10 protein-coding genes are annotated in these 13,853 nt (G+C 64.9%); all 10 read right to left on the bottom strand.

The features are described from left to right. The coding region (locus IRZ12_RS09410) for a DEAD/DEAH box helicase family protein (protein WP_296467690.1) at positions 1-1,162 on the bottom strand (1,162 nt) is incomplete at its 3' end. 1 nt (position 1,163) lies between these two features. Beyond that, the gene (locus tag IRZ12_RS09405) at positions 1,164-3,014 is read right to left on the bottom strand and encodes a site-specific DNA-methyltransferase (protein WP_296467688.1); all 1,851 of its coding nucleotides are present in this window, start codon (positions 3,012-3,014) and stop codon (positions 1,164-1,166) included. 25 nt (positions 3,015-3,039) lie between these two features. Continuing rightward, positions 3,040-5,373: a S8 family peptidase gene (locus tag IRZ12_RS09400; protein ID WP_296467686.1), complete on the bottom strand. Its 2,334-nt coding sequence runs from the start codon at positions 5,371-5,373 to the stop codon at positions 3,040-3,042. Between the two features lie 3 nt (positions 5,374-5,376). Next, positions 5,377-6,360, bottom strand: a complete 984-nt coding sequence (locus IRZ12_RS09395) for an AAA family ATPase (RefSeq protein ID WP_296467685.1) — start codon at positions 6,358-6,360, stop codon at positions 5,377-5,379. A gap of 11 nt (positions 6,361-6,371) precedes the next feature. Beyond that, complete coding sequence (locus tag IRZ12_RS09390) at positions 6,372-9,134, bottom strand: ATP-dependent DNA helicase (protein ID WP_296467683.1); 2,763 nt, start codon at positions 9,132-9,134, stop codon at positions 6,372-6,374. Continuing rightward, on the bottom strand, positions 9,131-9,841 hold the full coding sequence (radC, locus tag IRZ12_RS09385) for a DNA repair protein RadC (RefSeq protein ID WP_296467681.1): 711 nt from the start codon (positions 9,839-9,841) through the stop codon (positions 9,131-9,133). The genes IRZ12_RS09390 and radC overlap by 4 nt, the downstream gene beginning before the upstream one ends. Positions 9,842-10,021: 180 nt before the next feature. Beyond that, positions 10,022-10,354: a helix-turn-helix domain-containing protein gene (locus IRZ12_RS09380; RefSeq protein ID WP_296467679.1), complete on the bottom strand. Its 333-nt coding sequence runs from the start codon at positions 10,352-10,354 to the stop codon at positions 10,022-10,024. Between the two features lie 543 nt (positions 10,355-10,897). Then, positions 10,898-13,021, bottom strand: coding sequence for an AAA family ATPase (locus tag IRZ12_RS09375; protein ID WP_296467677.1), 2,124 nt, complete (start codon positions 13,019-13,021; stop codon positions 10,898-10,900). Continuing rightward, complete coding sequence (locus IRZ12_RS09370) at positions 13,018-13,266, bottom strand: hypothetical protein (RefSeq protein ID WP_296467676.1); 249 nt, start codon at positions 13,264-13,266, stop codon at positions 13,018-13,020. Before IRZ12_RS09370 ends, IRZ12_RS09375 begins: the two co-directional genes overlap by 4 nt. Next, positions 13,263-13,487 (bottom strand): helix-turn-helix domain-containing protein, encoded by a 225-nt coding sequence (locus IRZ12_RS09365; protein ID WP_296467673.1) that lies wholly within the window; start codon positions 13,485-13,487, stop codon positions 13,263-13,265. Before IRZ12_RS09365 ends, IRZ12_RS09370 begins: the two co-directional genes overlap by 4 nt. Between the last annotated feature and the right edge of the window lie 366 nt (positions 13,488-13,853).

Genomic DNA, 13,853 nt, shown 5'->3' with positions numbered 1-13,853 from the left:
GGGTCTTGACGATGCGGTCCTCCACCGCCTGGGCGAGCGGGTAGTCCACCACGATCCAGGGGAAGAAGGTGCCATTCTGGTTCTTCGGCGTCGCGGAGAAATCCAGCCAGAGGGTGAGTCCCCCTTTGCTCTTGCGTTTGAGGTTGTCGTGCAGGGCGAGCAACGTCTGGTTCCAGGCGAGATCGTCGTCATGGACGTGATGCGCCTCGTCATTCAACACCATCAGGTTCGGCAGCCTTTTCAGGCGCTCAAGCATGGGCGTCGCGCTATCGAGCGTGGCTTTCGGCACCTTGCCGAGCAATGCCGCGACGGGGTTGATCGGCCCGGCCACAGGCCCGTTGTCCTCGTAGATCTGCTGGATGTTGGTCAAAAACAGGTTGCCGGAAGGCAAGGGCTCGCGCGCTTCTCCGCGCAGGATCGTGGTTAGCGCAAACTCGTGCTTCCATTCCGGGGGGACAATCGGAAGCTGATGGAAAATGCGCGCCGACTCGAAATCCTCCCGCAGGCGCTCGTAAACGATCACGTTGGGCGCGACCAGCAGGAAGTTGTCGGCGTGCTTTGAGCCTTCCTCCAACCGGCGGTTGAGATAGCTCCACGCCACCAGCAGCGCCATGACGACGGTCTTGCCCGAGCCGGTCGCCATCTTGATGGCGTAGCGGGCGAGGTTTTCCGGCGGCAGCTCCTGCTCGGCGGTCTTGCCGATCTCTGGGATGTAGCGGCGGATGAAGCGCTGCCCGCGGCTCGATGTCAGTATCTCCAGCTCCAGGAGATCGGGGCTCTTGAAGTAACGGTTGATCAGGTCGCCCACGTCCATGAGGCCTTCCACCTCGAAGAGGTACACCGCCGTCTCCACCGCCTCGCGCTGGCAGAAGTAATAGCGGAACGGCCCGCCGCCGGGCAGCAGGTGATCCTCCTCGAACCACCAGCTCAGCAGCCGCCGGGTGGTGTCGGTAGCGCCCGGGTAACCCTGCTCGCGCCAAGTATCCACCGCCTCGCGCATCTGGTTGACCAGGAGCGTCCGGCTCTCGCGCCGGCCCGACACCTCGGACCACGTGTTGGCCCCCGTCTTCTCCAGGTGGCTGGTGGGCGGGGAGTAGGGATCGCGGTCGGCGATCTCCGGCAGTTCCAGTTCCAGGACGTTGGCGTGTTCGGCCTGACTCATGTCACTTCGCCTCCCAGGTCAGCAGCCGGCTCGTGTCGTTGCCGAAGATGTCCACCACCTTCACCAGCACCTGGTACTTGCCTTTCTTCTCGTACTCGTGCTCGGCGGATTCGAGGTCGAGCTTGCGGTTCTTGCGCGTGCGGTAGGCCTGCCACTGGTTCATGAAGGTGTCGTGCTGGAAGTCGAAATCCACCGCCCAGTAGTCGATGTAGTCGGACCACTTTCTGATCTTGCCGCGCACCTCTTCGGGAATGAGGTCGGTGTCGGGGATGACGAAATCGGTGAGACGCACCTTCACCTTGCGCGTGCTTCCCTTGACGGGAACGAGCCCGGCTTGCAGATGCGCAAGATCGAAGAAGCGCACATCATTCCGTTCCACCGCCTGGCGTTCCATGACCTCGCGCGGGATGTTGAGGAGCCGCAGGCGCAGGCCGTGGGACTGTTTGGCCTGCTGCACCAGCGGGTCGTGCAGGCCCATCTCCCACTCCCAACCAAGGATGTGCAGCTCCTTCTGGCCGAGTTCGGCGGCCTCGGTCAGCGCGGCGTTGATCTCGCTGATGGTCACCGGCGCATCCACCGCCCCCACGTGCACCAGCGCTCCGCCCTTGCGCCCGTGGATGTGGGTGCCGGGCAGAGGCTGGGCGTGGTACAGCTCCAGAATGAATTGCACATAAGCGGCGACTGCTGCCTGATCCGGCGTGGCCGGCTTCTCGCCGCCGAAGGTCACGCCCTGCCAATACTTGCGCTCGTACTGGCCGAGGTTGAGGATCTCGAAGGGCTTGCAGTCGGGGATGTCCAGCAGGCGCTTGCGCGTGGTGTGGATGGCGAAGCGGCCGAGGTCGCAGCCAATCCAGCGGCGGCCATTGCGTTCGGCGGCGACGAGGGAGGAACCTGATCCGCAAAAGCAGTCCAGAATGAGATCACCCGGATCGGACGCCAAGTCCAGGATGCGCTCGATGAGATCGACGGGCTTCTGCGTTTCGTAGTGGACCCACTCGGCCTTGTTGGCGGGTTGCAGGCAGCGGATACGCCACACTGTATCTACCGTTCGATCAGTTCGTTCCTGATAGATGACGTTCCCGTCTTCATCACGGGCGTTGACCATCTTTCCATCGATCTTCACCCGCTTGAGCTGCATCACCGGTGCGTCCCGTTCCTCGGTAAGGCGATTGAACTTGTATGGCGCCTCTTTCGATTTGACGTAGTAAAGAATCTGGTCGAAAGCCTTGGGCAAGAGCCGTTTCCTGCTGTCATGCATCTTGTTGTAGTAGTACCAAGCGATCTCGTTCTGGAAATTCTCCTTGCCGAAGATTTCGTCCATTAGAAGCTTCAGATAGGGACCAACGTGGACGTCCGCATGGATGAAAATCGAACCCGTATTTGCGAGAAGTTCCCGGAGCAGTCTCAGCCGTGGCTCGATCATGGACAGGTACGACTCTAAACCGCGCCCCCACGTGTCCCGATACGCCTTCTCCTCGACCAGTGACGGTTCCTTGCCCGGCAGTGCAATATCCTCATCGCCGACCTGGACCTTGAAGGTGAAATCGGCTCCTGTTCCGAATGGCGGATCGATGTAGATCAAATCCACCTTCCCCGCGTACTCCTCCAGCAGGCTCGCCATCACCAGCAGGTTGTCGCCCCAGATCAGCTTGTTGCGCCACTCGTCGTTGCCGCTGGGGCGGGCGCTGAACAGGTCGCTCACGTGCCCCGGCTCGCGGGTCGCCCGGCCTTCCTTGATGGTCTCGACCACCTGGAAGGGCAGGGCCACGCCCCGGTTGATGACACGGTTGCCCTGCTCGTCGTACTTGCCGGGCCAGATGAGTTCGGGTTTGGTGATGTCGATGTTGGGCATGGTCGTTCTTTTTCGTCGGGTTCGTTCACGTGCGTACGCGCGCCTGGATGCGGGTACGCAGTCGTGCCTGGAGTTGGGTGTACAGCCGGGCCTCGGCGTTTTCACGGTCGCGCAGCACGACGGCCAGCGCGTAGGGCTCTTCGGTCAGGGTGAGGTCGCGCCCCCACGCCTCGTCGATGCGGGTGACGACGACGAATAGCCGTCGCTCACGGCGTTGGCTGGTGATGCGTTTCAAGGTCCAGGTATCCGCTTGGACCGTGCCCGCCCCGCGCTTCTTCGCGCCGATGCGCGCGTCGCTGGCTTCGGGGATGCGCTGGTAATCCTCTTTCGAGGTCGCCGCATTGAACATCCGCGTCACGTGGGCGAGGTCCTCCGCCCACACGAGGCGAAACTCCATCTCGCAGCTCTTGTAACCGAGGCGCGTCGTGCGCACGGCGGGGCTGTGTGCCAGGGCGACCGTGATCTCCCGCGTGCGGGATCGACCGGCAAGGAAGTCCTCCGGCATGGGCACTTCGTAGAAGTGATGGCAGCGATTCGGCAAGGTTTCCGTGCTGACCAGCGTCACGTCCTGCTCGGTGGATCGTGTCAGCGCGGATTCCTCCACCCGGCCATAACCGCATAGCCGCAGACGCTGCGCCTTGTCGGTCAGGAGCGCCTCGCAGGCCTCGGGCCAGTGTGCGTGGGCGACGAGCAGCGCGCGCAGCAGGTTGGGGTCGGCCTGGGGATGCTCGGCGAGGATGCGCGCAGCGAGGTGCGCGATGTGCGGTGCCGCGAAACTCGTGCCTGCCTGTTCGCCGAGCAGCCGGCCTGCGGCGAACTCCTTGCTGGTGGACAGCTCTCCGAGGCCTTGGGTGACGCGCCACTGGTTGGCGGCGCGCAGATTGACCGCCCAGTTGCCCCCGTATGCGACGAGCTCGGGCTTGATGGCACCACCGACCGAGGGCCCGGAGCGGGTGAACGGCGAGGGCTGGTCGCGATGGGCGATGGGTTGCTCGGCGGGATCGTCCGCGTAGCGCTGGGCATTGAAGGTCGCATCCCAGCGCGCCAGGCTGCCCACGGTGAGCACGTTGAGGGCCGGCGCGGGGTCGATCAACGCGGCCTCCGTTCGTAGCAGGTAACCGGGGTACTCCGTTCGCCAATCCGCGGGCGAGGTGTCGGTGCCCTCGAAGTTGCCGGTGGGCACGACGAACAACACGCCCAGCTCGCGGGTCAGGGTGTCCAGCGTCACCGCGAGCCCCCGCACGTGGCGTCCGAGGTAGGGCTTGCGCAAATCGCCGTAGGACAGATTGAACACCCGGCAGCCGTACTCGCGGTGGAAGTAGCGCACTGCCGACTCGACCTGGTTTTCGATGAACCCGCTGTCGTTGGCGTTGTGTTCGTCCAGCAGACGACCACTGAACAGCCTGAGCATCGGCGTGAAGGCGCCTTCCCGCACTCGCCCTTCGACATCGCCATACAGGGAGATGCCCGCCACGTGGGTGCCATGGCCGTGCCCATCCTCGGCATCCCGCCCAGGGAGAAAGCTCTGCGCATCGCCCACTGCTGGCGCAAGCAGCGGATGGTTGGTCGACAGCCCGCTGTCGAGCACGGCGATCCCCGGTGCGTTTGGCGGCGGGGCGGAAACCGGCGGCAGCGCCTGGATGTCGGTCTGCAAGTGGGCAAGCTCCAGGCCGTAACGTGGCGGCAGGTCCAGCGTTCGAACGTCCCGATGGCGTAGAAGCCGGGTCGCCTGGTCACGGTTCAGGCGCACGCGGTACAGGATGAGGCCCGCCTGCTTGACAGCGTCGAGCTTCTCGATGCCCTGCTCGCGCAACCAGGCTTCGAACGCCTGCCAGAGCCGGTCGCGTTCCGGGCCGGACGGGACCGGCCACAGCTCCACGTCGAGGGTGAACGGGCTGTCCGCCGGCCAGCCTTCCTGCTTGAGTGCCCAGCCGGTGCGGTCGTCCTCCGTCCAGTGGTCGAACCCCTTCAGCGCGAACAGCAGGTCCTGCCGCGTGGGCCGACCGCCTTCGGCGAGGGTGGCGAGTTTGGCCTCGAAGGCGGAGAGGGCGGCCTCGCTCGCGAAGGCGAGAACGACCAAGCGATCTTCCTGGCTGACGATCTCGATCTCCCGGGAGATGGCCTTGAAACTTTCCGGATCGAGCGGCGTGGCGAGCTCCAGCTTGATGAGCCGCCGCTCGTCGAAGCCACCGATCTCTTCCGCCGCGCGTGTGCGTGCGGCCTGGAGGTTCTGCCTCAGCCCGGCGCCAAAGGCGCGCGGGTCGGCCGGCTGGGGCGGGCGTAAGGGCGCGGGTCTCGGTCGTCGTGGATTGACCGGCTGCTCGCGTGCCAGTGGCAGGTGCGGGTAGGTCTCCGGCACGCCTTACTTCCTCCGCTGCCGGGCCAGGCGCGGCTTTTCCCGGCGGGCCGCGCCTTCCAGATGGCGGGCAGCGAGGAACTCCTCCCCGGCCAGGATCATGTCCTTGATCGCCCGGCGCAACACCCGTTCCACATCGGCATGGGTCATGCCCTTGAACAGGGCGGTGACCTCATCGATCTCGAACTCCCGCCGCACGCCCCGCAGCTTGAGGGCGAGCAGCCGCCGCAGTTGCTCGATGGTCGGGGGCTCGAAGATCAGCACTTCTTCGAAGCGCCGCCAGATCGCCAGGTCCAGGATGGCTTCGTGGTTGGTTGCGGCGATCAGCACGCTGCGGCCGACATAGGCGTCCATCATCTGGAGCACGGCGTTGACCACGCGCCGCAACTCGCCGTGCTCGGACTCGTCCGCGCGTTCCTTGGCCAGGGCATCGAACTCGTCGAACAGCACCACGGCGGCATGGGCAGCCGCGAAGTCGAACACCTTGCGCAGGTTCGCGGCGGTCTCGCCCAGATAGGACGACACCACCGCATCCACGCGGACGACGGCCAGCGGCAGGCCGAGTTCCGAGGCGATGACCTCCGCCGTGAGCGTCTTGCCGCAACCGGGCGGCCCGTAGAACAGGAGCCGGTCCGCCGGGCGCATGCCGTACCCACCCAGACGCTCTCGGTGATGATGTTCCTGCAAGACCTCTTCCACGGCCGTCTGCGTTTCACGGCTGAGAATCACGTCTTCGATCCGGCGAACCGGCTCGCGGATGTCGAGCAAGGCGAGGTTGCGCTCCCGATCCACCGGAACCGCAATCTTGCTCCCGGCGACGCCCGTATCACGTGGGCGCCCGTAGAGAAGACGTTCGAGATCGTTTGCGAGCAAGTGATGCTGCTTCTGCCGTTCCTCTTTGATCACTTCTTCGGAAGCGGCACGAAACGCCTCGACGTTGCCCTCGATTCCGGACTTGATGAGTTGCCGCAGCAGTTTGCCCGTGGCCATGTTTTCCTCTCTTACGCCGTAATATCGGAACGGCAGATGCCCTTGAAGTCGCAGCCGTCGCACTGTTGCGGCCGGCACAGGTTCCCGTCGCGGATCGTGCGACCCGCCACCACCACCTTCTCTTCAGTCTGCGCCAACAGCGCAGTATCCACCAGCTCCCGCACCGCGGCCCCGGCGCCCTCGTCGAGGTTGTAGATCTCGACCAGATCAGCCGGTCGGCCGGTGAGCTGCTGGTAGCCCAGGGCATAGATGTTCAACTGGTCGCGGGTGGCATCCTCCTCCTGCGCCCGGTCGGTGGATTTGAAGTCGATGACGATGATCTGGTTGGTGTCGGTGCGTCGGATGAGGTCGATCCGCCCATGGACGACCACGCCATCGGCGAGCTTCAGTTCGATGGTCTTCTCCGCATGCTCGATCTTGTCGAGCATCTCGGCGTTCTCGGCAAAGTAGCGGCGCAACACCTGATCCGCCTTGGCGCGCATGTCGGTACGAAGCTCCTCCCAGGCAAACGGCAGATGGAAGTGGGTGTCCAACAGCGCGGGAACGTCCGTTTCGTCTATCTGCGCCCCATCCAGCACGCGGCGATGCACTTCCGCCAAAGCGTCGTGCAGCGACTTGCCGTAACCCAGCCGCTCGTTGTAGCCGGGGTTGAAGCCATACAGGAAGCGCAGCTTGAACTGGTACGGGCACTCGAAGAAGTACTTGAGCTCGCTGAAGGTGAGTGCGATCTCCGTCCGCTCGACCGCTGGCTTGGGTTCGATGACCGGCGGTGCGGGCAGATTGGGCTCCTTGGTCAATGCGTAGCCGCCCGCGACGAATTCGCGCAGGAAGGGCGATGGGTTGTCGTAGCCCCGCTTGCCCTCGGGCGCCCAGGTACAGAAGAGATACTTCTTGCTGCGCGTCAGCGCCACATAGAACAGCCGCCGCTCATCCTCGACCGTGCCGAGGTAGCGATCGGCACCGACCACGGCGTTCCTGGGGATCACGTGGTACCACTGGCGCCCACCGGGGCGTTTCGAGGGGAACCGGTTGTTGACCAAGGCAGGCACAAAGACCACCGGGAACTCCATGCCCTTGGCCTGGTGCACCGTCATGATCTGGACGGCATCGGGCCGGGCATAGCCGGCATCTTCCCACCCCTCGGGGTAGTAGTCGGGCGCCTGGTGGCGGAGGAAGCCGGCGAATCCCCCGTACAGCGAGGTCGCCTCCGAGTGGAAGTGGATCAACTCGTAGTCGGTGATGATCTGGCTGAACTTGCCGAGATTGTAGTACACGATCTCGCCGCGCGTGCGGCCGAGGAGGTCTCCTGCCGGCACCTTTTCCTCACGCAGCTGTGCCTGGTTCAGAAAGCCCAAGAAGGCATGCTGGAGCGAGCGTTCGCTGGTCAGCCAGCGGTTTGCCCAATCCGCCCGCTCGGCATCCAGCCAGGCGATGGCTTGGTCCAAGTCGGCTTCGAGAAGGCCGAGGTCGGCATCTACCCAGGCCTGTTTCAACTCGTGTGCGCCGATCTCGTCGTTCAGGTAGTAGAAGATCGCCCGCGCCGCCTTGATCTCGCGCGTCTCGAACAGGCGGTTCATGCCCTTGATGAGGTAGGGCACGCCCGCCTTGCGCAGTGCCGCGACGATCGGCTCCGCACTGTTCTTCACGCTGCGCAGCAGGATCGCGCAGTCGGACCAGGTCAGACCGCGCGTTTCGTCGTTCTCGACGAAGGGCCGGCCGCGCAGCGCCTGGATCTTGCCGACGATCCAGGCGGCTTCCTCTTCAGGAGAGCGGAAACCCAGTGCAAGAAGGTCGCCCTGTTCGTAGGGCTGCTGGTCACGACTCTGCATGGTCTTGGGCAGCCGCCCGGCATTGCCTTCGGCCACGCGGCGGGCGCTGTCCACGACGCCACGGCTCGACCGGAAGTTGTCGCCCATCTCGATCTGGGCCACAGCCGGATATCGCTCCCGGAAACCCAGGATGTTGCCGATGTCGCTGCCGTTCCACTGGTAGATGGTTTGATCGTCGTCGCCCACCACGCACACCTGCGCCCCAAAGCGATGTAACAGCGTGATCAGCGTTTCCTGGAGGGGATTGACGTCCTGATATTCATCCACGATCAGGTACTTCACCCGCTCGGCCATCTTGCCTTGCAGGTTCTCATCCGTGGCGAGTGTTTTCACGGCTTCGGTCAATAAGGTGCTGTAGTCCAGGTAGCGCTTGCAATCCAGGAGACTCGCGTATTTGGCGAGCGCCTGGCGGATCGGATGGTCGCCCAGCTCCGCCTCGTCGATTTCCGCCTCGCGGACCATGGAGAGTACCTTCTGGTACAGCTTGGAATCGCCCCAGCGCTTGAGCGGCTTGCCGTCGTGCGTCACGAGATCGGAGAGGCCCGACTCTTGGCTGTGGCGGTCGATGAGCAGGCGTTGCTGCACATCGCTCAGTACCGAGTACTTGAGATACCGGTGTTCGTAAGACTGAAGCAAGTCCAGGCAGAAGCCATGAATCGTACCCACGTACATTTCTGCCAGGCCGATGTCGGAGCCCAATTGCTCTTTGCACAGGCGATGAATGCGGTCCTTGAGTTCGCCTGCCGCCTTCTCGGTGAAGGTGAAGGCGACGATGTTGGCGGGGCCGATGCCATCCCCCGCCTTCGTCTTCAGGATGTTGACGATCCGCTGCGAGATCACCTGGGTCTTGCCCGAGCCTGCGCAGGCGATGATCTGAAGGTTGCCGTCGAGGGTTTCGATGGCCTGCTTCTGGTTGTCCGTGTATTCCATCTTCCCCTCGCTCATGGGCTGTACTTGGGCAACACGCCCTCGCGGGCGAAGCTGTAGGCCTTTTCCCCGGCCACGATGATGTGATCCAGCACCGGTATGCCGATGGCACCGAGCGCTTGCACGAGCAGCGCAGTCAGCTGGTGATCGGCATTGGATGGCTTGGCCGTGCCGCCCGGGTGGTTGTGGGCCAGGATGACGCTTGCCGCCCGGTGCCGGAGCGCTTCCTCCACCACATGCCGCGGGTGGACGTGCGCCTCCTTGACCGTGCCCTCGCCGATCAGCGCGGGATAGAGCACCCGGCACTGGCTGTCCAAGCACAGCACGTAGAAGACCTCCTCGGGCCGCCCGGCCATGAGCGGGACGAGGTATTCCGACACCACCTCGGAACTGGTCAGCCGCGGGGCATCACGGTTGACCCGGTCGTGAAAGTAGCGGCGGGTGACCTGTGGGATCAGGCTCAGGAAGGCGGCGGCCTTGTCGCCCATGCCTTCGACGCTGGCAATGTCTTTCGGATCGGCTTCCAGCACCGCCGAGAGGGAACCGAAGCGGCGCATCAACTTGTGGGCGATGGGGTTCGTGTCGGCGCGCGGGATGGCGTAGAAGAGGAGCAACTCGAGAACTTGGTGATCCTCGAATCCGTCCAGGCCGTCTTCCAGGAAACGGGTGCGCAGGCGCTCGCGATGTCCCTGGTGAATATCCGTCGGTTCTCCCCTTGCCGCCATGCTCCCTTTCACCCTCCCTATCGACCGTCAGCGAAATTGACTATCCGATTTGCGCGATAGAAGAAATGTCGTTTATTCAAACTTTTGCGTTTCTATCGCGGCCGCCATATCGCACGCTACCCCTCGATTCGGGGCGTTTTGCTCGATAACCTCATGCCGTGATCCGGTATCACCATATTCTCAATCCAACACGATCAAGAATTCGGTGGCCAGTGCCTCCGGGCGCACGGCACGGGTGTCCGGGCTGCGGTGCAGCTTGACCAGGCCGTGGCGCTCCAGGTGACGCAGGGTGCGCGACAGGTTGCTGGCCGCGCGACCAGACCACTCGGCCAGCTCCAACACCGTGCGTGGTTGCCGCTCCCGCATCAGGCGCAGCAGCGCGCGGTTTTCGTCCGACAGCAGGCTGGCCAACTGCCGCCAGGAATCGAACCAGACGGTGGGCGTGGGGCCGTTGGCGTCATCGATCGCCCGACGGCCGGATTTGGCCGGCCGGATGCCAATCACTGTGCGCATGCTTCGATTTCCCCCGATGTGGCTTCGGGATGCTATCAGATGCGGATAGTATCTGTCGCTAGCAGTGATCTTCTGGGCGCACAGGAAATGGGGTAATAGCGGTTGCCGTTGCCCCATTGGTTTCAGGATTACCCTGTTCGCCTTTGGAGCGGGTCGAGGCCGGCGGGTGCAAACCGCAAACCGTGCAAACCCCGGTTTGCACTCTGACGGTGGCGAAGCGCCGCGCTCGCGCCCCCCGCATGGCTTTTCGGCCAGGAAGGACCCCTTTCGCCTGGGCGGGTTGCGGCTTCCTGGTACGGCCAGCATCAACACTCGCGTGAGGTGAGCATTCCCGATGCTCACCCTCTCTCTTTAGAGAGGAATCGCCGGGAACCGGGAAAGTGCCGCCGTTGCTGGGTTTGCGCGTTCCCACCCCGGTCCGGGAAGGCTTGCGGCCGGGAACGGTTCAAGTTCTTGTCGTTGCAGCTGTTTTGCCTTCCCGCCCGGCCCTGCGTTCCCGGTCGGGAAGCGGGAAGCCGGGAATGCTCACTTGGCATCGCGGCCCTACGGTGCGGAGCGCCCCAAATGGCCAATCACGAACACCGCCTCGCCGCGCGCCACCGGGCCGTCGGGCACATCGAGCCATTTGACCAGCTTGGAGCCCTCGGCCATGGCCATCACCAGCTCGCCCCGATCCAGAAGCGTACCCACCCAGTCGGTTAAGCGGTGCTTGCCGATGGCGTGGAAGGCTTCCGGCAGTTCGTGCCGGCGCTCGTAGACGCCGTTGCCGCCGGTCTTGGTGTAGGGCTTGCCCTCGGCCGCGGCGCGGGCGATGGCGGCCTTGAGCTCGGGCAGCAGGTCCACGTCGGTTCGATTGGCCCGAGCCAGCGCCTCGCTGCGGTCCACCAGCAGACCACGGCTGTCGCGCAGGAAGGTGGTCACCCGCAGGCAGGCCGCGCCATTGGCCTTGACCACGCCGCCCATGACGACGCGGCCGCGCTCGAAGGGTTCGCCCAGCGCCTTGCAGATCGCCCTGGCCTGATCCTCCTTCGGGTTCCACAGGGCATAGACCGAGCGCACGCCATCGACCAGGCCGCCGGTGCCCCGGATCGCTTCGCGGGCCTGCTCCGGTGTGGAGGCTTCGCGCTTGGCGAAGTGGTGGGAGACGATCACCGAGGCGGAGGTAGCGGCGGCCAGTGCGGCCAGCCGCGAGCAGACAAACTGCGCGTTCTCGGGCACGTTCAAATCCAGCGCGCAGAGCGGCTGCAGGGGATCGAGGATGATCAGTCGCAGACCGGGCAGGGCGGTCAGTTGCTGCTCCAGCGCCAGCCACGCCGGGGTGGTCGAGGGACCTCTGGTGGCCGGATCGGGCGCGAATAGCGGTACGGCGCCGCCGGCATCGGGCAGGGGAAGCACGTAGAGCCGATCCGGAATCGGGCCCAGCGCGTTCAGGCGGTTGTGCACCTCGATGCCGTCGTCCTCGGCGGTGACGTAGATCGCCACGCCCTGGCCGGCGAGCACACCGCCGAACAGGGTGGGCGCGTTGGACCAGGCACCATCGAAGGCGGCGACCTCGCGCGCCAGTGCCAGCAGCAGGAAGGATTTGCCGACACCGCCGGCGGCGGCTACCAGCGCGGCCTGGGCGAGGGGGAACACACCTTCGACCAGCCAGCGCCGGGGTTGCGGCTCGCCGGTGAAGCGTTCGCGGGCGCGCCACTGCGTGATCTCGAACGGTTGGTGGGGTTGGGCGCTGGTAATCGGCATCGCCCCGGCCAGCAAGGCATGCACATCGACGCCTTCGGCCACGGCATCGGCGGCATCCCACTTCGGCGGCTTGTCGTCGGGCACGCTGATGCGCTCCACCTTCGCGCCGATGCTCAGCAGTTTCGGGATCACCGCCTTGGCGTACCTGGCGCCGGCCTCGTCGTTGTCCGGCCAGACGATGACGGTCTTTCCAGCGAGCGGCGACCAGTCCGTCTTCTCGAGAGCCGTGGCGGCGCCACCCATCGCGGTGGTGGCGACGATGCCAACCTGCATCAACGCATCGACACACTTCTCGCCTTCGACCAGCACCACGGTATCGGTGGGATGGAGTGCGGGGAGGTTGTAGAGGGGACGCGGCTCGGGCATGCGCATGGCGCGGCCTCTGACGTCCCACGGCCGGTACTGCTTGCCGTCCGGTGTGTCGTAGCGATACACACAGGCCAGTAGCTCGCCATTGGCGCTGCGGTAGTCCCACTTCGCGGTATGTGGGCCGAGCGTGTCATGGGCGGTGGATGACTTGGCCGGCGCCGGGAGGAATGAGGTCGGTGCCACCAGCCAATCACCGACGTCATCCAGCAGTTGCCCGAAGTCGCGCGGCAGCGCAAAGCCGCGTACTGCGGCCCACAGCGCCAGCACGTCGCCGGACTCATGGGTGGCAAAGTCGATCCACACGCCGCGCTTCGGTCCTTCGAGCTCGATCACCAGGCTGTCGCCGGCATCGCCCTGCACATTGCCGACCACGAAGCGCGTTCCCTGGCGCTTGCCGCGCGGAAACAGGTAGCTCAGGACAGCTTCGAGCTGATCGAGCAGGCGGTTGCGCAGGTCGTCCTTGTTATGGCGGCGCTCGATGTGGTCGGGCGCGTCGTTGAAGTCGAAGAAGGGATGGGGCGGAATGCAGACCGCGTCTATGGCGGCGGTGGTCATTGGGTGTGCTCCCCGTCGAGCCGCGCCTTGAACCAGTCGCCGTCGGCGTTGACGCAGTAGTAGGCACGTCCCGGCCCTTTGTCCTGGGTGTCCGGCACGATCCAGAGCCGCTCACGTTCGTCGTAGCGCCAGGAGCCGGGACCGAACATCCGGTCGAGCACCGGCTCGATGCCGTGCTGGGCGATCTGCGCGCGCAGTTGCCGGGTGAGACGCTTACGCAGGTTCCGATGACCGCGACTCTTCACCGGCAGATCCCCGCTGTTTCGCTTCCCGCCGTGCAGCGGCGGCTGTGGCGCCGTTCGTGCGCCTCGATGGCATCGATGGGGTAGAGCACGCGGCTGCCGAGCTTGAGGAACGCAGGCCCGGTGCCCAGCATCCGCCAGCGTTCAAGGGTCTTTTCGGAAAGGCCCCAGCGGGCGGCGAGCTGGCGCGCGGTGAGCAGTTCGGTGGGCGGAGAGATGTTCATGGCGGTGGCTCCGGTTCGGTTCGATGTGCCCGCGCTGTCCCTCGCTGGGGCTCTGTGGCGGTCGATGAGCGGATTGTTTGCGGTCGTCGGCGGCACGGCAACCGCACGCCTTCGCCGCGATCCCGCGAGAGCCGGCACGCACTCGAAGCGGCACTTGGCGCCTCGCAACTTCGGTTGGGAGTACGCCTCGGCACGCGCGGGCATCGGTGGTCCTGGCAGCGCTTCGCGGTTGTCCGCAACGGCCCGATCGACCGAACCGCTCTCTGCGGCGAGCATTGCGTTCGTTCGAAACGGTCGCTGCGACGCGGTGTCGCGGCGATGTCATCCCAAAGGAGACCTTGATGAAACTTCCCACCCGCAAGCACC

The sequence above is a fragment of the Pigmentiphaga sp. genome (assembly GCF_019689535.1).
Classification (GTDB): Bacteria; Pseudomonadota; Gammaproteobacteria; order Burkholderiales; family Burkholderiaceae_B; genus Pigmentiphaga.
The sequence above is the reverse complement of the archived record's forward strand: the minus strand, read 5'-3'. Positions and strand labels throughout refer to the sequence as shown.

Bases quoted from the DNA above. Each gene is read 5' to 3' on its own strand.
- IRZ12_RS09405 (WP_296467688.1), bottom strand. From the start codon at position 3,014: ATGCCCAACATCGACATCACCAAACCCGAACTCATCTGGCCCGGCAAG.
- IRZ12_RS09395 (WP_296467685.1), bottom strand. From the start codon at position 6,360: ATGGCCACGGGCAAACTGCTGCGGCAACTCATCAAGTCCGGAATCGAG.
- IRZ12_RS09390 (WP_296467683.1), bottom strand. From the start codon at position 9,134: ATGAGCGAGGGGAAGATGGAATACACGGACAACCAGAAGCAGGCCATC.
- radC (WP_296467681.1), bottom strand. From the start codon at position 9,841: ATGGCGGCAAGGGGAGAACCGACGGATATTCACCAGGGACATCGCGAG.
- IRZ12_RS09380 (WP_296467679.1), bottom strand. From the start codon at position 10,354: ATGCGCACAGTGATTGGCATCCGGCCGGCCAAATCCGGCCGTCGGGCG.
- IRZ12_RS09375 (WP_296467677.1), bottom strand. From the start codon at position 13,021: ATGACCACCGCCGCCATAGACGCGGTCTGCATTCCGCCCCATCCCTTC.
- IRZ12_RS09365 (WP_296467673.1), bottom strand. From the start codon at position 13,487: ATGAACATCTCTCCGCCCACCGAACTGCTCACCGCGCGCCAGCTCGCC.